The sequence below is a fragment of the Massilia sp. LjRoot122 genome, assembly GCF_964252725.1.
GTDB lineage: Bacteria > Pseudomonadota > Gammaproteobacteria > Burkholderiales > Burkholderiaceae_D > Telluria.
The window spans coordinates 1,122,443-1,147,268 of sequence record NZ_CAXUPB020000001.1 but is presented as its reverse complement, the minus strand read 5'-3'; the positions used below and the strand labels follow the sequence as shown (position 1 = coordinate 1,147,268).

The 24,826-nt window shown below is 62.7% G+C and carries 19 protein-coding genes and 2 tRNA genes; 7 read left to right on the top strand and 14 right to left on the bottom strand.

The features are described 5' to 3' along the window. Positions 1–46 precede the first annotated feature (46 nt). Positions 47–1,813: a GspE/PulE family protein gene (locus tag ACSQ25_RS04940; protein ID WP_436104596.1), complete on the top strand. Its 1,767-nt coding sequence runs from the start codon at positions 47–49 to the stop codon at positions 1,811–1,813. Positions 1,814–1,875: 62 nt separating this feature from the next. Continuing rightward, positions 1,876–1,951: transfer RNA gene (locus ACSQ25_RS04935), tRNA-Lys, on the top strand. 72 nt (positions 1,952–2,023) lie between these two features. Here ACSQ25_RS04935 and ACSQ25_RS04930 read toward each other — a convergent pair. From ACSQ25_RS04930 to ACSQ25_RS04915, 4 genes are read right to left on the bottom strand one after another with little or no spacing between them, the layout of a single operon-like run. Continuing rightward, complete coding sequence (locus ACSQ25_RS04930) at positions 2,024–4,099, bottom strand: phospholipase effector Tle1 domain-containing protein (RefSeq protein WP_436104595.1); 2,076 nt, start codon at positions 4,097–4,099, stop codon at positions 2,024–2,026. Continuing rightward, positions 4,096–4,836: a DUF3304 domain-containing protein gene (locus ACSQ25_RS04925; protein WP_436104594.1), complete on the bottom strand. Its 741-nt coding sequence runs from the start codon at positions 4,834–4,836 to the stop codon at positions 4,096–4,098. The genes ACSQ25_RS04930 and ACSQ25_RS04925 overlap by 4 nt, the downstream gene beginning before the upstream one ends. Positions 4,837–4,891: 55 nt before the next feature. Continuing rightward, entirely contained in the window at positions 4,892–5,722 is an 831-nt protein-coding gene (locus ACSQ25_RS04920) for a DUF4123 domain-containing protein (RefSeq protein ID WP_436104593.1), read from the bottom strand. Positions 5,723–5,724: 2 nt separating this feature from the next. Continuing rightward, entirely contained in the window at positions 5,725–8,577 is a 2,853-nt protein-coding gene (locus ACSQ25_RS04915; RefSeq protein WP_436104592.1) for a type VI secretion system Vgr family protein, read from the bottom strand. 165 nt (positions 8,578–8,742) lie between these two features. On the opposite strand from ACSQ25_RS04915, the gene ACSQ25_RS04910 reads away from it, so the two are divergent. Then, complete coding sequence (locus ACSQ25_RS04910) at positions 8,743–9,258, top strand: hypothetical protein (RefSeq protein ID WP_436104591.1); 516 nt, start codon at positions 8,743–8,745, stop codon at positions 9,256–9,258. Positions 9,259–9,272: 14 nt separating this feature from the next. On the opposite strand, the gene ACSQ25_RS04905 is transcribed toward ACSQ25_RS04910, so the two are convergent. Further along, complete coding sequence (locus tag ACSQ25_RS04905; RefSeq protein ID WP_436104590.1) at positions 9,273–10,526, bottom strand: hypothetical protein; 1,254 nt, start codon at positions 10,524–10,526, stop codon at positions 9,273–9,275. 186 nt (positions 10,527–10,712) lie between these two features. Here ACSQ25_RS04905 and ACSQ25_RS04900 point away from each other — a divergent pair. From ACSQ25_RS04900 to ACSQ25_RS04890, 3 genes are all read left to right on the top strand, one after another. After that, a tRNA-Lys gene (locus tag ACSQ25_RS04900) sits at positions 10,713–10,788 on the top strand. Between the two features lie 73 nt (positions 10,789–10,861). Further along, the gene (locus ACSQ25_RS04895; RefSeq protein ID WP_436104589.1) at positions 10,862–11,455 is read left to right on the top strand and encodes an IMPACT family protein; all 594 of its coding nucleotides are present in this window, start codon (positions 10,862–10,864) and stop codon (positions 11,453–11,455) included. 105 nt (positions 11,456–11,560) lie between these two features. Beyond that, entirely contained in the window at positions 11,561–12,727 is a 1,167-nt protein-coding gene (locus ACSQ25_RS04890) for an MFS transporter (protein ID WP_436104588.1), read from the top strand. Here ACSQ25_RS04890 and ACSQ25_RS04885 read toward each other — a convergent pair. Continuing rightward, the gene (locus ACSQ25_RS04885) at positions 12,706–13,290 is read right to left on the bottom strand and encodes a cysteine hydrolase family protein (protein ID WP_436104587.1); all 585 of its coding nucleotides are present in this window, start codon (positions 13,288–13,290) and stop codon (positions 12,706–12,708) included. The two genes, ACSQ25_RS04890 and ACSQ25_RS04885, sit on opposite strands and share 22 nt — an antisense overlap. Positions 13,291–13,397: 107 nt before the next feature. Here ACSQ25_RS04885 and ACSQ25_RS04880 point away from each other — a divergent pair, with 107 nt between their 5' ends. Further along, positions 13,398–14,312, top strand: coding sequence for a LysR family transcriptional regulator (locus ACSQ25_RS04880; protein WP_436104586.1), 915 nt, complete (start codon positions 13,398–13,400; stop codon positions 14,310–14,312). Here the strand turns inward: ACSQ25_RS04880 and ACSQ25_RS04875 are convergent. The 8 genes from ACSQ25_RS04875 to ACSQ25_RS04840 form a co-directional block, all read right to left on the bottom strand. Beyond that, the gene (locus ACSQ25_RS04875; protein ID WP_436104585.1) at positions 14,309–15,136 is read right to left on the bottom strand and encodes an HDOD domain-containing protein; all 828 of its coding nucleotides are present in this window, start codon (positions 15,134–15,136) and stop codon (positions 14,309–14,311) included. The genes ACSQ25_RS04880 and ACSQ25_RS04875 overlap by 4 nt on opposite strands. 93 nt (positions 15,137–15,229) lie before the next feature. Next, the gene (locus ACSQ25_RS04870) at positions 15,230–16,618 is read right to left on the bottom strand and encodes a BON domain-containing protein (protein WP_436104584.1); all 1,389 of its coding nucleotides are present in this window, start codon (positions 16,616–16,618) and stop codon (positions 15,230–15,232) included. Between the two features lie 142 nt (positions 16,619–16,760). Further along, positions 16,761–17,447 (bottom strand): hypothetical protein, encoded by a 687-nt coding sequence (locus ACSQ25_RS04865; protein ID WP_436104583.1) that lies wholly within the window; start codon positions 17,445–17,447, stop codon positions 16,761–16,763. A gap of 103 nt (positions 17,448–17,550) precedes the next feature. Next, complete coding sequence (locus ACSQ25_RS04860) at positions 17,551–18,726, bottom strand: methyl-accepting chemotaxis protein (RefSeq protein ID WP_436104582.1); 1,176 nt, start codon at positions 18,724–18,726, stop codon at positions 17,551–17,553. Between the two features lie 166 nt (positions 18,727–18,892). Beyond that, positions 18,893–20,593, bottom strand: a complete 1,701-nt coding sequence (locus tag ACSQ25_RS04855; protein WP_436104581.1) for a dipeptidyl-peptidase 3 family protein — start codon at positions 20,591–20,593, stop codon at positions 18,893–18,895. 42 nt (positions 20,594–20,635) lie between these two features. Then, positions 20,636–21,673, bottom strand: a complete 1,038-nt coding sequence (locus ACSQ25_RS04850) for a WD40/YVTN/BNR-like repeat-containing protein (RefSeq protein WP_436104580.1) — start codon at positions 21,671–21,673, stop codon at positions 20,636–20,638. A 73-nt stretch (positions 21,674–21,746) separates the two neighbouring features. Beyond that, entirely contained in the window at positions 21,747–23,186 is a 1,440-nt protein-coding gene (locus ACSQ25_RS04845; protein WP_436104579.1) for an efflux transporter outer membrane subunit, read from the bottom strand. A 17-nt stretch (positions 23,187–23,203) separates the two neighbouring features. Next, positions 23,204–24,820, bottom strand: a complete 1,617-nt coding sequence (locus tag ACSQ25_RS04840; protein ID WP_436104578.1) for a DHA2 family efflux MFS transporter permease subunit — start codon at positions 24,818–24,820, stop codon at positions 23,204–23,206. Positions 24,821–24,826 lie beyond the last annotated feature (6 nt).

The following is a 24,826-nucleotide window of genomic DNA, read 5'->3' as shown; positions in this document are numbered from 1 at the left end:
GAACGTGAACACGAGTGCCATCCCCTCTACGTCCAAGGCGCCGCGCATGCGCGCGCTCGACCTGCAGTCGATTTTCTCCTGGCTGCTGGCGGACGGCATCGTCACCAAGGAACACGTCAAGGCGCATTTTTCCCATGCGCAGGGCATCCTCAAGAATGCGGCCGGATCGATGCATCCGCTCACCGCGGTGGCCCAGTGCAAGCTGGTCTCGGCCCAGCCGCCGCACCGACTGCTGACGCTCGACGCGCTGACCGAATGGTGCGCGAGCAAGGTCGGCCTGCCCTTCATCCGCATCGATCCGCTGAAGATCGATTTCACCAAGGTGGCCGACGTGATGTCGGCCAGCTATGCGGCGCGCTTCAATATCCTGCCGGTGGAAATGACCGGCTCCACGCTGGTGGTGGCGACGGCCGATCCGGCCAATGTGGAGTGGGAAGCGGAGATCGCCAAGGTCTCGCGCCGCAAGATCGAACTGGTGCTGGCCAATCCGCTCGACATCGCCCAGTACATCTCGCAGTTTTTCAGCCTGGCCAAGACGATCCGCGATGCCAACCGCAGCACCGGGCAAGACCTGGCGATGCGCAACAACTTCGAGCAACTGGTCGAACTGGGCAAGTCGAACAAGCAGTTCGATGCAAATGACCAGCACATCGTCAACATCGTCGACTGGCTGTGGAGTTATGCCTTCGAACAGCGCGCATCGGATATTCACCTGGAGCCGAAACGCGAATTCGCGGTGATCCGTTTCCGCATCGATGGCGTGCTGCACCAGGTCTACCAGGTGCCGGCCGTGGTCATGATCGCCATGACGGCGCGCATCAAGCTGCTGGGGCGAATGGACGTGATCGAAAAACGGCGGCCGCAGGATGGGCGGATCAAGACGCGTACCGCAGGCGGCCAGGAAGTCGAGCTGCGCCTGTCGACGCTGCCGACGGCGTTTGGCGAAAAGCTCGTCATGCGTATTTTCGATCCGGAAGTGGTCGTCAAAACGCTGCCGGAACTGGGCTTTCCGCCGGACGATGCGGCGCGCTGGGATGCGCTGACCAATCGGCCGCACGGGATCATCCTCGTTACCGGACCGACCGGGTCGGGCAAGACGACGACTTTGTATACGACCCTGAAAGCGCTGGCGACCAGCGAGGTGAACGTGTGCACGGTCGAGGACCCGATCGAAATGGTCGAGGCTTCGTTCAACCAGATGCAGGTGCAACCGGGGATCGATTTGTCGTTTGCGGATGGCGTGCGCGCGCTGATGCGGCAGGACCCGGACATCATCATGGTGGGCGAGATTCGCGATCTGCAGACGGCCGAGATGGCGATCCAGGCGGCGTTGACGGGGCACCTGGTGTTTTCGACGCTGCATACGAACGATGCGCCGGCTGCAGTGGTGCGCTTGCTGGAGCTGGGAGTGCCGGATTATCTGCTCGAGACGACGCTGATCGGGGTGATGGCGCAGCGGCTGGTCCGCACGCTCTGCCCAGACTGCAAGGCGGCTGGGGGCGAGCTGAGCGATGAAGTGTGGCAGGGTATTGGGGGTGCGTGGAATATTCCCAGGCCGACGAGCGTGTACCGTCCGATCGGGTGTCCGGAGTGCCGGCAGACTGGTTACCGTGGGCGTACCGGCATCTATGAGCTGCTGACGGTGAGCGAAGGATTCGCGCACGTCATCCGGGAATCCGGCGACATTCAGAAGCTGCGCCAGCAGAGCGTGGCCGATGGCATGAAGCCGCTGCGGATTGCCGGGGCGATGAAGGTTGTCGAAGGGGTGACCACGGTTGATGAGGTGCTGAAGGTGACTGCAGCGCTGGGTTGATGCCAGCCTATGCAAAGGCACTAGCGCAAACCGCAACGCCCGGCTATAATGCTGCCTCTTTCGGGTCGTTAGCTCAGCTGGTAGAGCAGCGGACTTTTAATCCGTTGGTCGCAGGTTCGAATCCCGCACGGCCTACCACGAATTTAGCAGTAGCAATGAAGGCGTTACGAGCGATCGTAGCGCCTTTTTTGTTTTTCACTGCCAATACGCTTAGGCTGCCGCCTGCGCTCTACTCACATTATCAGTAGCAGATCCAAGCAGCACCTCGTCAAAGCCTCCATACACTTTACGGAATCTAAGATATCCCGCAAACACAGGATAACCTAACGGTTCGCGGCCACTATTAATCATCCGAGGAATTTTCCCAGTTTTTCCGTACTCATCAGCAGCCTTCCTTTTTGTCGCGTCCAGTCCATCGAACAGCGGCAGACCTAATCCTGCGTTTGCAGCACTATAATTTTCGAAAAATCTCTTCTTCTTTAACCAGTCGCCTAAGTCACGGCGTAAATCCTTTTCATTATCTGCGCCGTCCAACTTAAAGGATGCGCGAGAATCGTGAACATACTCATCAAAGAATTGAATAACCACCGGCATGGGCGTCGCAAGATTCTTCCACCATCTTGCTATCTCCTCCCATTCAGCTTTTTCTTCGTTTTGGAAACCAGCTTTTTGTGACCGCGGAACAAATTTTGTACCTTTCTCGCTTAACCAATTAGTAAATTCCTTCAGTTCCTCTTCAAACTCCACAGCAGCACTATGGATATCATTCTTATATAAAACAGTTGCTCGGGAAAAGCTCGCCACTTTCAGTATCGAATTTTTTCCAGTCACACGTCGGAAAATTCTCCATTCGATGTACTTTCTAGCGTGCTCACGCATGATGTGATGGATCGGACCTTGCTTCTCCTTACATGTAGCAATATAGGCATTAAAGTCTGTGATGGTTTGGGGTGCCACCTTAAATCCCGCTTTCGCCTCGCGACTGGCATGCTCGAGTTTTAGGGGCACTCCATTTAAGCGCGCGGCTTTATACATCATAAGAAGAGGAATTCTCGACATCATATCTGCACCGTTGCCATCAACCCCCTTCCCCTGCTCCCCAGGCCCATACCCGCCCCCAACGTCCGAGTGCGCACCAGGCAGTACAATTTCTTCGCATCCCGCTGGCATTACTCCTCGCACGGAAATAGAGTCGAGTGGAAAGCTCCGTCTGACTTCGTGTGAAGCAACGAGATGCAAACAATTAACTCCTGGGGGAACCCGAAGACTGTCTTCGGAATCCGCCCATCCACTGTGCCCATCGAGTCGTCTGCCAAGCAAGCTGTTCCCTAGTGTATTACCTAGCCCAACAGACGCCACAGTATCAAACACTCCTAGAAAGTCGATCTGAACGTCAAACCCACCGAGTGACATACCGCTTTTCCTCCCGCACATTCGCGAATCGAGTGTGCAAAGGGACTGAAACCAATTTGCAAAAACTCTTGCTTGAGTAGCTCCGCGCGAAAAACCAAAAACCGACACGTGAATTGTTTTAACGATCGCAGGATCTGTTTTCTTTGGCTTTCCCGTTCGAGCGTCCGGCCAATGTTGTGAGACCGCTGAATGCAACTTCTGCAAAAGGAACTGAAAATAGATAGTCGCAGCCAAATCATGTCCGGGAGCAACTGAAGTTACGTTCTTTATTGGCTTCGAAAGTGGGTTTCGATCCTCCATTAATCTACGAGCATTTTTATTTAGTACAACTCGGTTATACATATCCTCCAGATCAACCTTACCTACAAGGGGTTTCTTACAAAAGTAACGGTGCACATTATTGATGGCTTGAACAAGTGCCCAAACGATGCGCCGCTCTCCAAACTTTCCAAACGCAGCTCCATACGTGAGATCGTCCCCTGCCCCGGTGTCGTTAACGAAAGAAAATTGAGAGGCCACCCCTGGGATATAGACTTTAAAGAAATGCTCATATTGCGATGGCTCATGCTTCCAATCGGCACTAGCATCAAGCACATTTTGTATACCCTGCCCCGGGAAACAATTGTATAAATGCGCAATATTAGAAAAATCTTTTCCAGCCATTGCGTTCCGATAATTATTTTTGGTTCCATCGAAGAAGAAGCCGAAGAAAAGATTGGTATCACAAGACCTTGCAGGATCCCTAAAGGCAGCCTGCTCCCCCGGGCCCCACTTCCGGAATATATAATCTGCGCCAGCGTTGCCAAAGAATTTTTTGAAATCTTCCGCTTCGGCAAATTCGGAAGGAATTGGCGCACACAGCGACGCTGTCATGGTCGAGCCTCCACAATTACTTGTAATCGCTGTTTCGTTTGAGCCAGTCCTTGCCTAATACGCTGCTTAACGGCTGACCAATATCGAGGATCGTGTGGCCCAGCAAAGCCCTCCACGGATTTGGGGTCATATTTCTTTTCCGTTTCCCAAATCTTCTGCGCCGCTTGCGCGGGTGATCGCTCTAATTCATCGAGCAACTCGACAGCAGCAGCCACTCCGTCTTCTTCATGTTTTTTTGAAATGGCCCACTTCTCTCTTCTGTATTCAAGCGATGGCACAGGCCATCCTTTGATTCTTCCAGGCCAATTCGGATGATTAGGTTGCAAATCGCTAGACACAGCGCTGATTTTTCCGCTTGATTCACGTAAGATCCAGAGCTCCCCCGGTTTACCGATGGCGTACCTCGGGATCTCTACTTGATGAATTTCGTGGATCTCTTGGCGAGCACCGTCAGGCAGCTTATTTAACCAATGGATCGTTTTGACTTCTAACTTCATCCCAGGGCGCCAACTTTTGGGAAGCGTGGCACAACAGGTGATGCCTCCAGCGCTAAACGGTCCCACCAAATCCCCCCAGCCGCCGGCATTAGGATCCGCAGGATCCACGACGTAGAAACGAAACGTGTACTCACTATAATTGACACCGTGAAGATTGACTTCCGCAGTTTTGTGTTCGAACGCCCACATCGCAGAAGCGGGCAGAAGAAATATAACCATCAGAAATACCCGAATCACCATTTCGCATTCCAGCAAAAATTTTCAATTAACTAAATTCATTAACTTGCGTCCTGCGTCAATTTATCTCGCGACTGAGCATACCATTCTCCTTACGCCATGTTTCCAGGATGCTTACCACCGAGTCATCACAAAGGTGAGAATTTTTAACGTACCAAATTGCCCATTCGATCAGATCAGAATCGCGTAAATCAGATGCATCAGCGACCTTAATGGCCTCAATTACTAGAACCCAGCGTTGATAACATGTAACCCCCGTTTCCTCTCCGCGATACGCCATTACTGCAAGTATCTCGTCTGGCCGGCTGTCGTCCAGAAGTGCTGCAAACTGGGATTTTTGAAGAATGGGATAAAAATATTGTGCGTGATATTTATGGCGCGTCTCGACGATATCCAAATCCGCCCAATCTCCTTCTCTATTTACAAACGACCATCTTTGTGCCGGTCCGAAAAAGTGGCGACACTGCTCAGCCGTGAGATATTTGGCGATAGCAGGGAGACGCCGAGTGTCAGCAAATCGGAAATTAAATCGATCGTTTTCCACTTCAACTACGCACCAAGCGGATAGACGAGTAAACAAGTCGCTTAATTCCTCTGGTGTCTCAATAAGACTGATCATTGGCCATCCACATGCACGACTCAATAAAATGCGCTGTCTCTGGTCAAAAGGATCAAATCGAATCAAAAACGGAGATACGTTTCTTGTCTCATCATTACATGACGGCAAAGCTTCGAATAGAATCCGTTTCTCCTCTACTTTAAACGATTTGTGGATGCCTCTTACAAAAGCTCCATCCACCAAGAGATACAGGTTGTATTTTCGCTGAAGTTGGGATGCACGTTCATAAAGATCATCAAGGAAACATTGTTCAAATCTATCGATGAGCATTGTTATTCGACCATTGAAAATGCCGGGCCGGCAATGAGAGATTTTCTTAAGCACTCTACGCAAATACTGCGCGGCAATGCGGGCATTGGGTAGTTAGTTTGTTCGGATCCAGTAAAGCTCTTCCTATTGGCGTGCATCTTTATTTTCCCAGGACACTGCAATGTAATATTTCCGGCGTCGATTGTAATATTCGCCCCACCTGCTGTTGCGAGAGTAATTTTCTTCGCAGCAGCAAAATCGATATATCCGCCGGCGCTGATCGCATTTACCTCATTTTTAGCGTTTACACGCAGCTCATCAGCTTGGGACTGTATATCGACGGCCTCTTTAGCTGCGATGATACTTAGGCCGATGTTCTCTTCGTCGTGCTTCACCGTTCCAGCTAATACTCCAATCGTCTGCTTTGTCTGAGTTCGCATCTGCGCACCGGTCGCGAACTGAGTTGCTTGGCCGCTAACTAAAAGAACTGTTTCACCATTTGCTAACTGGATACTCTGTCCTGCATTTACGCCGACACTACTTCGGGCAGCGACTGCGACAATTGGGTCAGTCATGACGGGAATACTTCCTTTACCTGCACTCGAATTCTTCGCGCGGGCATCCGCGAACGCTGTTCGAAAATCGTTTGCGCTGCCAACTCCTGACAAGCTGATCGACATCGCGCTGACTGGCGCGGCTGCGCTATCCAACACGCTTTGGTTTAGTTTCATCACGCCTAAATGCGCGGCCAAGGTTACCGTTTGATGCGCACCGGCTGCCACGCAAAATGCGTCCGTCATTACACGCACCTGCTTCATAGATGCAACTCCAGCAGCGTTTTCACCTGATGAGTCTCTGGCAGTCGATCTGTGATTAATTTTGTAACTCGACACCAATAATCCTGCTCCTGCCCGCGCAACGCCATGCGCATCCGTACGCAACTCGATGCCAGTGCCCCGGAAGTTGCCTCTATAGTTGTCGGCTGCGTGAATCAGATGACCCAGATTCAGCTCGCTTCCCTGATATGTGCATCTCAACTGCACCCGCCCTTGCCCATCTATGTCATCGAACAACAGCTGAGAGTATCCAGACCCGCCAAACTCCTTACTCCGTACCCCCCATTGCGAAGTCGGATTCCGATGCCCGGCGCTATCACCCGCTGCGCCATGCCACACTGGGCTATTCCCCCCGCTCAGATTTCCTTGCCCCGATGACGCATGATCGTGCGCGGCTTTAAAACAGGAAATGTCCGCCTCCCTAACGCGACGACCTGCAGGCGTCGCGACAACGCCACCTTCACCCTTCCCGTTGTACAGCGCACCAACGACAATCGGCCGGTCGATATCGTTCTCGAGGAATTGCACCAGCACCTCCTGCCCGATGCGCGGCAAAAATTGCTGCCCCATTCCCCCACCCGCCGAGCGCTGTGCAACTCGCACCCAACAAGTCGCATTCCCACCGTCCTGCCAATGAAACCGAATGCGTATCCGCCCCAGCCTGTCGCAATACAGCTCATCCGTACCACTCGGCTGATCGTTGCCATCTGCCCCCACGACGATGGCACTCTGGGCCCCGAACGCAACCGGCTTTGGATACGCCCGTCCATCGAATGCCGTCAACTTCGGACGCCAAACGATATCGCTCGCCACTGCACTGAAGCAGTTCGCATAGCCCGTCTCCCGCGCCTGCGCAACCGCAAGATCCAGCTCCTCAGGCATATCCGCGCGGGCAAGTTCCTCTAGCAGTTCCGGAATCGGCCCGAACAACTCGGCCAGCGCATGCTGCGCCTGCGGCGGCATGTTGTTGACGCCGATACTCAGGACACGAAGCACAGTAAAGGACGCCGACTCACCCAACTGCTGCAGCGGCGCACCCAAAACCTGCACCCGGGTCCCGGCGCGAAGCGTCCGCACAGTCGAACGACCACGCCACATTTGCCCTTGCGCCTCCCGCTCCTGCATGCGCAGGTCCGCGTAATGCTGCGCCTGCTGCCAATCGGCATAGGCATACTGCCCCGGCACCTCAAACGCCTCCAGCGCCGGCAGCTTGCCGTAGATGGTGTGCGACGGCGAACTGGCGCCTATAGCCTGTTTGGCCTTGTAGTCGACACTCAGCACCGTCGTCAGCGAAGCGTGCAACCGCCGTTGCGCCGACAGCGCCTGGATGCTGTCCGACTCTTCCACCGAACGGGCCCCGTGGAAGCGGATGCCGCCGAGCGCCTCACTGCTGGCATCTTCCGGCACGGCGCACAGCTGGCTGCTATCCGCAAACAGCACCAGGCCCGGCCCGTCATCGGTCTGCTCGAGCCGCCAGCTCAGGCCCTCCTCGGCAAGCAGTCGGTGCACGAAATCGAGGTCGGATTCGCGATACTGACAGCAGTAGCTGCGTGACGAGACCTCCGCCAGGAAGGGCCCGACATCGTCGCTCCAGCGCCAGCGTGCCAGCGGCTGATACGCTTCGAACACCGCATCGACGATCTCGACCACGCTCATGTTCTGCCACACCCGGCTATTGCGCACCTGCCCCAGCCGCCATAGCCAGGACGAGATGCGGACACGGTAGCGCGCCAGCCCACCGTCGCTGCCGAGCATCGCGGCTTCGCAGATCTCGCCGGCGAAGCGCTCACGTGCACCGTCCGCCAGGGAGATTTCCAGCACCGCCGGCTGGCCCAGCAGCGTCTCCAGCGCCACGAAGGCATCGGTCGACAAGGCAATCACGTCGCGCGTGCCGACCACCTGCAGGGCATCGTCGGCAAGAAATGCTTCGACCAGCAGGCCGGCCTCCTCACCGTCGCCGATCTTGAGCTCATACAGCCGGCTTGCACTGCTGAACTCAGCCAGGGCGGCAAAGATCTGATCCCTCAGCGTCGTGCTCATGACCGTCTTGATTCCTCGTGGGTTCACAGCGAAGGCACCACGATATAAGCAGTCTGAGCGTCAATTCTTGCGCCGTGTCATCAGTTATAGACCCGGACTGAACCGAACGCGCCCCTTACCCGAATATTGTTAAAATAATTACAACTCTCTCACCTGGCGCCTGTCGTGAAATACATCCAGAACATCTTCCTGGTCGGGTACATGTTGATCGTCGCCCTGTTCTTCGTGTGCGGCCTGGGCCTGATCGTTCTCGCCGCCGTGGAAACCTGGAGCGCCCTCAATCCTGGTGCTGGACTCAAGGTAAGGGAGCGTTTCGAACTCATCCTGGAATGCGTGGGCCTGCTGACGATCGCGGTCGCCTCGCTGGAATTGGGCCAGACCGTGCTGGAAGAAGAAGTGCAGCGCTCGGTCAACATCAGTTCCCCTACCCGCGTGCGCCGCTTCCTGTCGCGCTTCCTGATCGTGGTGGTGGTATCGCTGTCGATCGAATGCCTGATCGGCGTGTTCCAGTTCATGCATGGCCGACCGGAATTCCTGCTGCATGCCGCCTCTGTCGGCCTGGCCGCGGCCGCCATCCTCGCCACCTGGGGCCTGTTCGTGCGCATGAACGTCGATGCCGAAAAGCTCGAACCGCATTCCATGCACGAGGTCCAGGCCGAGGACAAGGCAATCAAAACCTGAGCGCTACACCGGCATCATCGGCCGAACAGTCCCCGGGTCAATGCATCGACCACACCTTTGGTCACGGCTTCCGTCACCGCCCCTTTGACGGGAGCAGGGGCCGTTTTCTCTTCCGATGGCCCGGTCTGTTCCACCATAGCGGCATTCATCGCCGCCCCCATGCCCGGCGCCAGCGACGCAACCGACTTCAGCCGGACCTTGAGGTTCCATTGCGGTTCCCACGTGATCTTCGGATCCTTCGGCCGCGGCGGATACGCCATATTCAGCTCATCGCCATAGGCGATGACACTCGACATCGACATGGCGCTGACCGCCTCTTTCGGCGCCATGCACTCGGTCGCCCCGGCTGGCAGCAGCACCTTTTCCTTTTGCCACTTGCTGATGGAGCCGTTCGGTTGGTAGTTCACCAGGCCCATCCCCATGTCCGGCAACTCGCTCGAGGTCCAGTACACCATCTCCATGTCGCCAGCGTCACCCTTGCCAAGCTCCCGCATGCCCATGGCCTGCACGAACCATCCGCTGGCCTGCTGCATCGGCTTCCACTTGAACAGCACAGCCTGGCCTTCATCGTTGCGGCTTGCCTCGACGGCCGGCATCAGGTCGTGCTGCGCGTCGATGTTGAACTTGAAGCCGTCCACTACGCCGTCGCCGGCAAAGGCGTGCTCCCCCACCAGCGACGCACCATCCGGCAAGCGGCGGGCATCGCTCTTGTTGGGCCAGGCCGGGCGGCCGGGCGCCGGCTGCGGCACGCGAGCAGTGGCACTGCGATTCTGGAAGAACTTGCCGAATTGCGCCGGATCCATCTTGGCGAGACCGATGACCAGCGGCTGTCCTTTGCGCACTTCCGTTCCACAGCCCCAATACAGATACATTTTCCCTTTCGGCATCTCGAACTTTGGCGGTACCGTCTCTGTATCTTCCGGGCCGGGCAGGTCTGCCGGCCCCTGGTCCGGTGCCAGCAGGTTCAGCACTGGCCCCAGCTTCGAGCCGGTCGGCACGCTTTGCGTCGCCGTCTTCAGCTTGCTGTTGTTGCGAGTCAGGAGCGTGACGTCCATCCAGCGGCCCGGGCTCTGGGCCTGGGTCATGCCGAAGGTATTGTTCAAGCCGCCGCCCCCACCGGGCATCGGCATGCCGCCGGAGAAAGTCGCCAGATCGATATAGGCCTGGCTGACGGGCGGCTTGACCTTCTGCACCGGCGGTGCGGCGAAGACGGAAGGGAGGACAAACATGCCCGAGACGGCAAGCGCTAAGTGTTTTGGCGAGAACATGGAAGCTTCCTATGATGTGGTATGGGTATCCGGAAGCGGCTAGTTTGCTGGCATGTCCGTGTCCATCCCATCCCCCCGGGAGGGGGAAGTTGACGTATCAGGAAGCCGATTGCCTCCAGCGCCAAACAAAATTGGCACGAAGCACTTGGATATTCGCGCAAACGCCGCTATAATCTTGGCTTCTTCGGGTCGTTAGCTCAGCTGGTAGAGCAGCGGACTTTTAATCCGTTGGTCGCAGGTTCGAATCCCGCACGGCCTACCAAAGATTCAGCAAGGAAGGCGTCATGAGAAATCGTGACGCCTTTTTTGTTTTTTGACGGTTGGCATTTCCTCCCATGCCCTATTCCATCGCTGCGCCCGTCCACTTCGAACTCGTCATCAAGAAGAGCCGCTTCCTCGCCTGCGTCCAGCCGATGCCCGACCGGGCCGGCGCCCAGCAGGTCGTCGCCAGCCTGCGCGCCGGGCATCCCGGCGCCGCCCACGTGTGCTGGGCGCTGCTGGCCGGCGGCCAGTCGGCGGCGGTCGATGACGGCGAGCCGAGCGGCACCGCGGGGCGCCCGATGCTCGACGTGCTGCGCCACCAGGACCTGGAGGGCGTGCTGGCCACCGTGGTGCGCTACTTCGGCGGGGTCAAGCTGGGGGCGGGCGGCCTGGTGCGTGCCTATACCGACAGCGTGGCTCAGGCCCTGTTGCAGGCGCAGAAGATGCCGATCATCAAGTTGCAGCAGCTGCGTTGTACGGCCCCCTACGCGCTCGAAGGCCTGGTGCGCCGCGAGCTCGACGGCGCCGGCGCGACGCTGAATGAGGTTGCCCACGGCGACGAGGTGTTGTTCGACTTCAGTCTTCCCGCCCAGGACGCCGGCGCGCTGCGCATCCGCCTCGACAACGCGGGCCATGGACGGATTGCCTGGCCGAAGGCTGGGGAATAAGCGTATTTCATATCGGCCCGCTATACCTGTCATCACGACAGGAAAGCGGACTGGACGCGCGCAAGCCGCTATAGTGGCCGGTCCTCCCTGCCACGTCTGCGCACCTTGATCAAGAAAAGCCTCCTTCCCCTCGCCCTTGGCGGCTTCGGCATCGGCATGACCGAATTCGTCATCATGGGCATTCTGCCCGAGGTCGCCGGCGGCCTGCACGTCAGCATCCCGCAGGCCGGCTACCTCATCACCGCCTACGCCCTCGGCGTCGTGGTCGGCGCGCCGACCCTGGTCAGCCTGATGGCGCACCGCCCGCCGCGCAGCGTGCTGATGTGGTTCATGGCGATGTTCACGCTGTTCAATGCGATGTCGGCCTTCGCACCGAATTTCGAGGTGATGATGCTGTCGCGCTTCATGGCCGGCCTGCCGCACGGCGCCTTCTTCGGCGTCGGCGCCGTCGTCGCCAGCCGCCTGGCCGACGAAGGCAAGGTGGCCGCTGCACTGGCGACCATGTTCACCGGTCTGACCCTGGCCAATGTGGTGGGCGTGCCCGCCGGCACCTGGCTCGGCCACAACATGAGCTGGCGCGCGGTGTTCCTGGTGGTGGCGGCAATCGGCCTGCTGACGGTGCTGGCCCTGCGCCAGCTGGTGCCGCACATCGAGGCAAAAGCGCGCACCAGCCTGATGCAGGACCTGCGCATCTTCCGCAGCCCCGCCCTGTGGCTGGCGCTGGCCATCACCTCGATCGGCACCGGCGGCTTCTTCGCCTTCTTCAGCTATATCGCACCCTTGCTGACCGAGGTCACGCACTTCCAGCCTGCAAGCATCCCGATGGTGATGACCGTGGTCGGGGTCGGCATGACCGTGGGCGTGCTGCTGGGCGGCAGGCTGGCGGACCGGGTGCCGCCGCTGCAGGCGATCCTGCTCTTGCTGGCCAGCATGACCACCCTGCTGCTGTGCAACGGCCTGTTCGCCGGGTCGCAGCCGGCCATGCTGCTGCTGGCCTTCGCCACCGGCGCCAATGCGCTGGCCCTGGGACCGCCGATCCAGATGCTGCTGATCGAGCATTCGCGCGAGGCGGAAATGCTGGGCTCCTCGCTGGGCCAGTCGGGCTTCAATATCGGCAACGCCCTGGGGGCCTTCCTCGGCGGCATTCCGCTGACCCTTGGTTATTCGTATGCCTCGCCGCAGTGGGTCGCGGCCGGGCTCGCGCTGGCCGGTGTGGCGCTGGCTGCGACGATGCTGGCCCAGGGCCGGGTTCAGGCGCGCGCCGTCGCCTGAGTCCCGAGGGCTGCCAGCACCTCTTCCGTCCAGAGCACTGTGGCGAATTCGCCATGCAGGCTGGCCAGGGCCGTGTCGTGCATCTGCTCGGCCGTGTAATGGCGGCCGTCCGGACCGGTACGCTCGAAAGTCGCGCTGGCATCCGCCACAAAGTAAGTCTCGAAGCCGAAGTTGCCGGCCATGCGCGTCGTGGTCGACACGCAGTGGTCGGTGGTCAGTCCCATGATCACCAGGGTACCGATGCCGGCCGCGCGCAGACGCGCCTCCAGGTCGGTGCCGATGAAGGAACTGTTGACGTTCTTGACGATCACCGGCTCGCCCGCCAGCGGCCGTCCTTCCGGCTTGAGTTCGTAGCCAGGTGTCCCCGGCCGGAACAGCCCGGTTGGCGACGCCGAGCGGTGCTGGATGTGGAAGATCGGCCGGCTTGTTGTGCGCCAGGCCGCCAGCAGCGCGGCGATCTTTTGCTCGGCATCGGGATTGTTGCGCTGGCCCCAGCTGGGGTCGTTGAAGGCCTGCTGCACGTCGATGCTGATCAGGGCGGCATTCTGGGGAAGTGATGTCATGTGGCTGTTCCGCTGAGTGGATCGGAACGCCATCCTGCGCCCCTTGCCATGAAGCCACAACCGAAATGGCGGATAATGGCCGGCTTGACATGAAGGATTTCGATGGCATGAAGCTGAGCCAACTGAAGATGCTGGTTGCCGTGGCCGAGCACGGCAGTTTCAGCGCCGCTGCCGCCGAGCTGGACTGCACGCAATCGCGCATCAGCCATGCGATCGCCGAGCTCGAAGGCGAGCTCGGCGTCAGCCTGCTGGCGCGCGGCCGCGCCGGCTCGGTGCCGACCGAGGCCGGGCAGCGCGTGCTGGCCAAGGCGCGCCAGATGCTGCGCCTGGAGGCCGGCCTGCGCGACGCGGCTTTGGCCGGCGATGGCCTGTGCGGCAGCGTGCGGATCGCCTGCTTCCGCAGCATCGGCACCCACCTGCTGCCCCATGTGGTCGAAGCGCTGGCGCAGGCCCACCCGCAGCTGCAGGTCGAGATCGACGACAGCTGCGAGCAGCGCGCCGACATCCACGGCGCACTGCAGGACGGCCTGGCCGAGATCGGCATTGCCCAGCTGCCGCTGGCCGCCGCGCTGGCCTCGCACCCTTACCTGCATGACGACTACGTGCTGGTCGTTCCCCGCGCGCTGCCGCTCCCGGGAGATGGCTTCCCCGGCTGGCCCGCGCTGGGCGCCCTGCCCTTCATCGGCCTGGCCTGCAGCGGCGCCGCCGAGATCCTGGCGCGCTGCCGCGCCGCCGGCTTCGCGCCCGAGCCAAGCCGCCTGCTTTCCAACGACACCAGCATCGCCGCCATGGTCGGCCGCGGCATGGGCTATTCGATCCTGCCGCGCCTGGCCACCTTCCCGGAACCGCCCGACGTGCGCGTCCTGCCGCTGCCGATTCCGGCGCGGCGCCAGTTCGCGATCGCGGCGCTGCCGGACGTGATGCGCCAACCGGCTGTACGCGCCGTGGTACGCGCGCTGCGCGACCGCAGCCTGGCCGCCGTTACGCAGGCCGGCCGCGCCGGAATCATCGGCTGGGATTAAACCAGGGTAGGATCGCCGAGCGCCTGCGCGATCTCGGCGGCCTCGTTGCGCAAGACCTGCAGCGTGGCCGCGTCGAGCGGCCCCGGTTCGGTATCGTTCGGGTGTTCCGCCGGTCCGCCCAGCGGCGAATCGACCAGGGCATAGCGGTTCGCCAGCAGCAGGGTGTCGAGCAGGGTGTGCGGCTCCGGGTTCAGGACGCCGTCGCGCAGGGTGCCGATGGCTTGCGCCACGTCCGCCGGGATCGCCAGCTTGCGCATGATTTCCAGGCTGGCCACGTCCTCGACCAGCACGCCCCAGTTCTCGGTGTCGTCTTCCAGCAGGCCGGGAAACTCGTCGGCGCGCGACAACAGGTAGAAGCCGCCGACCTCGTGCACGATGCCGGCGAACAGGGCGGTGTCGGGATCGACCTTGGTGACGTGGCGCGCCAGCGCATGCGCCAGTGCCGCCACCTGGGCGCTGTGGTTCCACAGCTGCTCGGCCTTGGCGCGCAGCAGCGGGTCGGCGATGCGGTGGCCGAACTGGCGCACCATCAGCGCCGCCACCAGGCCGCGCAGGCGGCGGTAGCCGATGCGCAGCACCGCAGCGCGTACATTGTTTACCTGCACGCCATTGGCGGCCCCATACGCGGCGGTATTCGCCAGCGCCACGGTGCGCGCGGCCAGTTGCGGCTCGGACAGCACCAGCCGGATCGCCTCGTCCACATGGCAATCCGGATCGTCCAGCGCCAGCTGCAGGCGCAGCACGGCATTCACGCTGGTGGGGAAGGTAATATCCCCGCGCGCGGCCTGGGCGGCAATGTATCCGAAGGCTTCGAGTTTGTTCACACGGGAATTATAACCCCGCCGCTGCGCCTGCCCGACAGTAAAAAGCCCGCAGGAAAGGCCTGCGGGCTTCGGTGACGGCAGGAGTGCAGGCGCTTACTTCACCTTGATCGTGCTCTTGACGCGGCTGACGCCCTCGACGCCCTTGGCGACCTTCTCGGCGCGCTCGGCTTCGGCCTTCGAATCGACGAAGCCGCTCAGCATGACGACGCCCTTCTCGGTCTCGACCTTGACCGCCAGCGCGCTGGTGTCCGGTTCGGCGGCCAGGCCAGCCTTGACCTTGGCGGTGATCGCGGTATCCGACAGGTTGGACGCGGTGCGCGAGCCGGCGCGCTCGGTCGCCCTTTCGGTCTTGTCGCCCATGTTCTCGGCGGTACGTTCGGTGCGGGCTGCTGCGCCGCCGGTCACTTCGCGGGTCTTGTCGGCCACGTTACGGCCGGCTTCCTTGGTCTTGTCGACAACGCCTGCGACCGCATTGCGGGTCTTTTCGCCGGCGCGCTCGAGGGCGGTGTCCGGCTTGTCCTTGTTCTCGACCAGGCAGGCGGTCTTGTTGCCCCGTTCGTCGCACTTCTCGACGGCCGCCGCCTTCACCGGATCCTTGGTGTCGGTCGAGGCGACCAGGCCGGCGCTGCCGCTACCGCCCACGGTGCGGGAATCACGCGCATCGGCATCGCGGGCGTCGCCGAGCTTGGCCAGGGCGGCGGTGCGTACCGACTTGGCCTTGTCCATGCAGCTGTCCTTGGTGTTGCCGTTCATGGCATCGCATTTCTCTTCAGCCAGCTCATACTCGGCCTCGGCCAGCTTGCGGCGCGCCGCATCGAGGTTGGCCGTATTGTTCTTGTCGTGCTTCTGCACGGCAGCCAGTTCGGCGCGCGCGCGGGCGACGTCGGCCTGCTCTTCGCAGACGTCTTCCTTCTTGAGGGCATCGCATTTCTGCTTGGCAGCCTTGTGGTCGGCCGCGACCTTGTCCATGGCCTGGCGGTAAGCCGGGCTGTCGTTCCGGGACAAGGCGGAAGCGGTGGCGGCCGTGCTGCCGCTACCGCCCACGGCGACTGCGGTGCGGGCGTCGCGCGCATCATCGGCATCGCGGGTGCCGCCCAGCTTGGCCAGGGCGGCGGTGCGCACCGACTTGGCATTGTTCATGCAGCTGTCCTTGGTGTCGCCCTTCATGGTGTCGCATTTCTCTTCAGCCAGCTCATACTCGGCCTCGGCCAGCTTGCGCTGTGCAGCATTGCGGCTCGCGGTGGTGTTGTCGTGCTTTTGCACGGCAGCCAGTTCGGCGCGTGCGCGGGCGACGTCGGCCTGTTCCTCGCAGACATCTTCGTCCTTGAGGGCATCGCATTTCTGCTTGGCCGCCTTGTGGTCGGCCGCGATCTTGTCCATGGCCTGACGGTAAGCCGCGCTGTCGTTCTGGGCGAAGGCGGGAGCGGCGGCAATGGTGGCGCCTGCGGCGCTTGCCAGCAGGGCTGCGAGGAGTCGGTTCATGATGGTGTCCCTTGTGGTGGTTGTTGTGATGACATCATCATTAGACGCTCCACACCCGACAGCATCTGTGCGAGAACGAACACTCACGGGCTTCCTTGCCGTTCTGGCGGCGTCTGCTGTTGCGCCAGCGCCGCAGCAGGCCTTATTCCGGGGCCAGCAAGCCTTCGCGCCAGAGGTCGTCGACGTCGGCGAAGGGTGCCTCCGCTTCTCCGAAGGCGGCGCCGTCGCCCGCCAGGCGGACCCACACGCGCGTGTCGTGGCCGCTGCGCGGCACCGCGACCCTGTCGCGTACGCCGGCCAGCCAGCGGTAGACCCGCGCGTAGTCGTCCGGGTTGCTGCGCCGGGTCCAGGCCAGGGCCGCCAGATCGGCGAAGCCTTCCTCGCGGCGCGTCTCGCGCATGGCTTTCGATGCCGCCAGCAACGAGGCATCGGACGCACGCTCTTCATTCACCTCCACGAAACCGGCCGGCAGCGCATGCCAGGCACCCTGCGCATAGCGCCAGCAGTGCGCGATCTCGTGGGCGGCCATGGCTTCGATCAGCGCGCCCTGCTCTGCTTCGGGAATGCCGGCCAGCACGGTTTCGGCATCGGGGTTGTTACGCAGGGACATCACCAGCTTGCAGCGGCCCTTGTCGAAGCCCATCGCCAGCGGCACGTCGCCCGGTCGCGGCCGGGGCTGTACGGTGATGTCGAGCGGAAGCTTGAGTTGCCGGGAATAGGCCAGGACCGGCCCGGCGGCGCTGAGCCAGCGCTTTTCCAGCGCGGTCAGTTCGGCGGCGTGAAGTGCCGGTGCCAGCAGGAGCGTTGCGAACAGCAGGGGCTTGAACATGGCGTTTCCCTCAAGGACAGTAAGATGCCTATCGGCAATTCTAGCCCGGGATCAAGCCCATCTTGAGGGAAAATATTTCGCCGTTTTGAGAACGGCAAGCTTGTCAGTTTTGCCTGTCCGACGCGGCGTCGCCGGCCGGCAGCACCGGCGCCAGCATGGCGGCGAGGCGTTGCGCTTCGGCTTCCATGGCGGCGGCCGCGGTCGAGGCCTGCAGCAGGGCCGTGGTGCGGCGCGAGCTTTCGGTCTGCCCTTGCGGCGGGCCTTCGTCGAGGCCGATCGAAGCGGTCACCGCGGTCACCCTGGCCACCGCGTTCGCGATGGCCTGCAGGGCGCCGGCATCTTCCATGTGCGCCACCGGGCTGCCGACCAGGTCGCGGATGTCCTTCACCACGGCGGTCGAGCGCAGCGCCAGCGCCTGCAGTTCCTGGACCACGGCGGTCTGGCCTTCGTCGTGCTCGCCGGTGCGCAGGGCTTGCACGGCAGCATCGAGCGCCAGGATGTTGGCCCGGAAGGCCAGGCCGTCGATGGCGCCGACGATGTCGTCGACACGCTTGGGTGCGGCGCTCTCTTCGCTTGGGGCCGCCGGACTGTCGTCGGACGCTGCGGCGGGGGGTATACGCGGCAGCCCGCGCACGACGTACCAGGTGCCGCACACGGCCGCCGCCACCGCAGCGGCGCACAGCAGCACGAACCATTGCGAGAAGCCGGAAGACAGCCCGCGTGCCGCCGCCATGTCGTCGGCCGCCAGTTTCTGTTCGAGTTCGATGAAGCGCGTCAGGCTGGCGAGCCAGTCCTCGAAGGCCGGTGCCGCCTGTTGCGACAGCAGCGTGGCCGCTTCCTGCGCCTGCCCTTCGGCGTGCAGGGCGATGACCCGCTCGACCAGCGGGCGGGTGCGCCTTTCCTGTTCCTTGATGGCGGCCAGCGCTTCACGTTCCGCAGGCAGGATGCCCGGCAGTTCCTGGAACAGCGCATCCAGCGGCGAGGCCGCGCGCGCATAGGCGTCGGCCAGGGTCTTGAGACGGCCGATGGGTGCGGCGGCGGCGGCGGGATGAGGGGCGAGTGCGACGTCGCGCACCGCGATCGCACGGTCGCGCACGCTGCTGCGCAGTTCGAAGGCATAGCGCTGCTTGATGCCGCCGACCTCGTCGATGCGGTACAGCAGCTGCTCGATCTGCCCCGCACGCGCGGCCGCCAGCACGGCCAGCGCGATCATCAGGAGGATCACGGCGCCGTAGCCGATGGCCAGCCGGGCGCCAGTGGAAAGGGGCTTCGTCGTCATGTTCTTGTCGTTGGTAGCGGGAGGCGCCGAAGGCGCAAATTCTTTCCCCTAAGCAATGCAGCGACTATAACATGGTCCTGTATGGATTGACGAAGCCTTCAGTTTAAGTTAAGTAAATCTGGCGGCAACTGTTGCGTCGATGCCAATCGCGCCGCCAGTTCCGGGCTTATTTGCTCAGCGATGCCGCGGTCACGAAGCTCGGACGGATGTCGTTCGGCACGGTCGGCTTGAGGCGGTCGAGCGCCTTTTGCACTTCCGGACGGATCACCACGTACTTCGTCATCATCGCCTTGGCACGCGCGTAGTCGCCGGTGGCTTCGATGCTCAGGAACTCGCGGTCGAGGTCGATGACGGCCTGCTTGATCTTCTTGAAGTCCACCGAGAAGGTCCCGTCGCTGTTGGCGACGAAACCGCCCTTGTCGAGCAGGTAATTCACCTGGATCGCCATGCCGCGCGCGTGCGAGGAGGTCAGGCCGAAGTGCAGGGTGCGGAAGCTGGACGCCAGGAAGGTGTTGTACAGCTTGCGCTCGGCAGCGGCGCCCTGCCCCAGCGTGTCCTTCAGCATGCCCTTCTCCATCATGTAGCCCAGCGCCCACAGGCCGGTGATGTCGGCCTTGGCTTCCTCGATGGTCGAATAGCTGTCCTTCAGGTCCTGGCGCGGGGTCGATTCCTTGCCGCCCTGCTTGGTGTGGTGCGGGCCGAGGCCGTGCATGATCTCGTGCGCGAGGATGTGGGTGAAGAAGGAGTCGAAGTCGAGGTCCTTCTGGTCGGCCGGACGCAGCACCAGCTTGGAGATCGGCTTCAGGGTCGATTCGAACTTCGCTTCCTGCACGTTCTTGAGCATCACGCGCTTGGAGCCGCGCTCGCGGATCACACGCTCGTCGTTCGGCAGGTTGTAGGCGGCGGTCTGCACGCCCATGTTGCCGTCGCCGGCGCCATAGACCTCGTTCACCACCACCATCGGGGCGATCGCGCCGACCTTCGGGTTGCGGTACTGCTTGTCGAGCGGCAGATTGTCTTCGAGTTCCTGCAGGTGCTGGCTGAAGAAGGCCAGCTTCTGGGTTTCCTTCTGGTCGCGGATGCTGACGTAGGCTTCGAAGGCGGCCTTGTAGCCGAACAGCTCGTCGTTATAGGTTTCGTAGGGGCCAATGGTGACGTCCACCGGCGAATCCAGGTCCATCCAGGCGAAGTCCGAAGCCAGGTAATCGTTGCTCAGGAAGGCGTCGGCGCGCAGGCCCAGGAATTTCTTGAGCGAGGCGTTGTCGGTGAGCGCAGCGGCTTCGCGCAGCAGCTTGGCCAGCTTCTCGAGCTCCGGGCGGTATTCGTCCGAGTACTTCACGGTGCGGAACTTGCCGTCCGCACCAGGGCGGATCACGGTGAAGAACCATTGCGCGTCGGCCTTCTGTGCGGCCGGCAGACCGTTCATCCAGCTTTCCAGGGCTTCCTTGCTTGCGTTTTCCGGATAGAAGTTGGCGCCCAGCGGCTTCTTGGCCGGGATCTTGATGCCGGCATACTCCGCGGGCATGAAGGAGGTGTTGTCGTCGATGCCCGACCACGGGCCCTTGTTCAGCCAGAAGGCGTTCTGGCGCGCGCGGCCGAGCTCGGAGTTGTCTTTCTGCAGCGCGGCCCACAGGGCTTCGTTGCCCGACCAGCGCTGGCGCAGCTGCAGGGTGTCGACGATCTTGGCGGCCTCGATCAGCTTGACCATGGCGGCGCGGTCGCCTTTCGACAGTTTGGAGGTATCAGCCTTCAGTTCGACCGGCGCGAAGCGCTTGCTCATGCCGGTGAGCTGGGTAACGGTGGCGGGTTCGGCGTAGGCGCTAGCGATGGCCGCAAACAACACGAGAGGAGCAAGGAGTTTCGTCATGATGTCTCTGAGAATGGTTATTGTCCGGCGATTGTAATCGCTTCAGCGCAGCGCAGGCCCCGTGTACTTCATCAGTAATCCCTTCGGCCCCACCGCCCAGCCCTGGGTCGGGCCGGAGAAGCCGACCGTGTTCATCGGCGTCTTGTCCAGTTCAGTCCAGCTGCGGCCGCCGTTCAGCGAATACCCCGATCCGGCCAGGCCGGCCGCCACCAGGGCGCGGGGCGCACCGGGCACCGGCACCACCACCGACATGTAGCCGCTTGGGGCCAGCTCGACCGGGGTCCAGCTGGCGCCGCCGTCCTGGCTGTAGGCGCCGTTGATGCCGGCCATGCGGGCCTCCTTGTAATCGCCGCCGGCGGCGAATCCCTCTTTCGTGTTCAGGAAGGCGACCGAGAACACGCCGCGCGCGGGCGCGCCGGCCGGGATCGGGGTCGAGGCCGGGCGCCAGGTCTTGCCGCGGTCGGCGGAGTGGAAGACGCGCGCGGTGGCGCTGCCGCCGGTGGCGATCCAGGCGTCATTGGCGCCGGCCACGGTGAGACAGGTGCCGCTGGCGGCGAAGGCGCCCTCGTTCGGCATCGCTTCGATGCCCTTGGCCGCGACTTCCTGCCAGGTCTTGCCGCCGTCGCCGGTGGTGTAGACCTGGAAGCTGCCCTTGACCGGATCGCCGAACAGGATGCCATTGTCCTTGTCCCAGAACGCCATCGCGTCCCAGAAGCCCTCGGCGACGCCGTTGGTGACGACCAGCTGCCAGCTGGCGCCGCCGTCGATGGTGCGGTAGATGCGCGAGGCCGCGCCAGGCCCTGCCCCCATCACCACGGCCGTCTTGGCATCGAAGGCCTGGATGTCGCGGAAGTCGATCTTGTCGGCCTCCGGGACCTGCATCGCCTGCCAGTTGCTGCCATCGACCATGCGCAGGACGGTGCCCTTGGCGCCGCTGGCCCAGGCCACCTTGTCGCTGACGACCGACAGGCCGCGCAGCTCGGCGCTGGTACCGCTGGGGGTGGCTTGCCAGGATTGGGCGGAGGCCGCGCTCGAGGACAGAAGCGCGGCGATGAGCAGGGCACGTGCGGGCAGGGACATGGATGCGGATCCTCTCATGGTTGAGTATTGATGCCGCATTGTAGCCTGCCGTTCCCGGCCCGCTGCCGGGATATCAGGGCTTGGCGATCGTGGCCAGTGCTTCACCCTGCTGCCAGCCGCCGCCGAGGGCGCGCGCCACCGCCACGGTGGCCAGCAGGCGCTGGGTGCGAATCTGCGCCGCCGCCCGGTCCGCCGCCAGCGAGGTGCGCTGGGCATCGGTCACGTCGAGATAGGTCGACACGCCGCGCTCGTAGCGTGCCTGCGCCACCAGCAAGGCACGCGCCGCGGCCTGCTGCGACTGCGCCTGCACCTCGCCCTGCTGCGCGCGGCCCTGCAGGTCGGACAGCGCGTCTTCGACTTCGCGCAAGGCCGTCAGGAGGCGGGTCTGGTGGTTCGCCACCGCTTCTTCGTAGCGCGCTTTCGAGAGCGCCAGGTTGGCGCGGTTGCGGCCGCCGTCGAAGATCGGCAGCGACAGCGCCAGCGGACCGGCCGAGAACGCGCGCGCGCCGCCGCTGGCGAGGTCGCGCAGGTGTTCGGACGCGAAACCGAAGTTCGAGGTCAGCGACAAGGAGGGATAGAAGGCCCCTTCGGCCACGCCCACCTGGGCATTGGCCGCCTTCAGCTGGGCCACGCTGGCCGCCAGGTCGGGACGCTGCCCCACCAGGCTGGCCGGCAGGCCGACCGGGATGCCCGGGGGCTGCGGCAGCTGTGCGCCCTGCGCAGCGGCCAGCAGCGGCGCGCTCGGCGAGGCGCCCACCAGCGTGGCCAGCGCGTGTTCGACCGTATTGCGCTGGCGCTGCACCTCGTGCAGGTCGGCTTCGGCATTGGCGCGCTCGATGCGGGCACGCGAGACGTCCAGTTCGTTCGACAGGCCGGCCTTGAAGCGGGCCTCGACCAATTCCTGGGCTTCGCGGCGCGCATCCAGGGCATTGCGCAGGATCGCCAGCTCGGCGTCCAGGCCGCGCAGCTGCCAGTAGCTGCTTGCTACCTGGCTCGACAGCAGCAACAGCACGCCGTCGCGGTCGTCCTGGGCCGCCAGGGCCTGCGCATCGGCCGCTTCCACCACGCGGCGCACGCGGCCCCACAGGTCGAGCTCATACGACAGCGAGGCGCCCAGGCTGAAGTTGTTGCCCTCGATCGAGCGGCGGCCCAGGGCGATGCCCTGCGCGGTCTCGCTCGAGCTGCGCGTATTCGATACGCCCGCGCTCACCGCCAGGTTCGGCGCCTGGCCGGCACGCACCACGCCCAGCTGGGCCTGGGCCTGCAGCAGGCGCTGCGCCGCGGCCTTCACACCCGGGTTGTCGCGCAGCGCGCGCTCTTCGAGTCCATTCAGGGTGCTGTCGCCGAACACGGTCCACCACTGGGCCGGCAGCTGCGCAGCTTCCTGCGTCGTTGCCGCGTGACGGAACGCCGCGTCGGGCGCACCGGCCGGCGCCTTGAAGTCGGGGCCGACGGTGGCGCAGCCGCCGAGGGCTGCGGCCAGCGCGGAGACGAGTACAAAATTCTTCAGCATAGTCATTCTCTTCAATATCAATGTGCGGCCGAGGCACCGCCCGGCGACTTCACCTTGTCCGCCAGCCAGATCGCGGCGATGCAGCCGATCAGCACCAGGCCGACGATCCAGAAGGCGTCGTTGTAGGCCATCACGTAGGACTCGCGCCGCACGATGCGGTCGAGCACGGCCAGCGCCTGATTCGCGGCGGTTGCCGGGTCCATGCCGCCGGCGATGAAGCCCTGGGTCAGCCCGTCCAGCCGCTGCTGGGTCGCCGGTGCAAAGCTCGACACCGCCTCGCCCAGGCGCGCCGAGTGGAAGTGCTCGCGCTTGGTCAGCGCCGTGGCCAGCAGCGCGATGCCGATCGAGCCGCCCAGGTTGCGGGTCATGTTGAACAGGCTCGAGGCCGAGGGCATGTCCTTCGGCGCCACGCCCTGCATCGCGAAGTTCGACAGGGTCAGCATCACGAAGGGCTGGCCGATCGCGCGGATGACTTGCGTGAGCATGAGCTGGTCGTAGCCGGTGCCGGCATCCATGAAGGCATTCATCAGGCAGGAACCGCCGAACAGCAGCAGGCCGAAGGAGCACAGGATGCGGTTGTCCACCTTCGAGGACAGCGCCGCCGCGAAAGGCATCACGAGCAGCTGCGGCAGGCCGACCCAGGCGATCACTTCGCCGATCTGCATCGGCGTGTAGCCGGCGATCTGGCCCAGGTAGAGCGGCAGCAGGAAGGAGGAGCCGTACAGCCCCATGCCGGTGACCGCCGACAGCACGGTCGCGACCAGGAAGTTGCGCTGGCTGTAGAGGCGCAGGTTCACGAAGGGTTCGGGCTTGGTAAAACTGACCGCGACCCAGCCCAGGATGCCCACCAGGGACAGCGAGGCGAACATGACGATGAACGAGGACTCGAACCAGTCCTTCGAATTGCCCTCTTCCAGGAAGATGGTCAGGCAGGCCAGGCCCATCGCCATCAGGCCGATGCCGAGCCAGTCGGCGCTCAGCAAGGCCCTGGCGTTGGTCTTTTCCTTGTCCAGCCCCCACCACATGCCGGCGATCAGGAGCACGCCCGGGATCCAGTTGATGTAGAAGATCGAGGGCCAGCCGTACAGCTCGGACAGATAGCCGCCCAGGGTCGGGCCCATGGCCGGCGCCAGGGTGGCGGTGAGGCCGAAGATCGCCATGCCGGCCGCGCGCTTCGAGGCCGGCAGGCGCGTCATCACCAGCGTCATCGCCATCGGGATCAGGGCGCCGCCGGTGAAGCCCTGTAGCATGCGGAACACGATCATGCTTTCCAGGTTCCAGGCCGCACCGCACAGGGTCGAGAACACCAGGAACAGGGCCGTGGTACCGATCATGTAGCTGCGCGCGCCGAGCGCGCGGGTGAACAGCGCCGTCATCGGGATCACGACGATCTCGGCGCACAGGTAGGCGGTCGAGATCCACGAGCCCTCTTCCTGCGTGGCCGACAGCGAACCGAGGATGTCGCGCAGCGAGGAATTGGTGATCTGGATGTCGAGCACCGCCATGAAGGCGCCCAGCATGCCGGCGGCGACCGCGATCCAGGTGCGGGCGTCGACGCGGGCGCCGTCGGCCGGCGCACCCGCGAAGGTGCCCACTGCAGCCATGGGCGGTGCGGCCTTGGTGAGGCTGGTCATCGCAAG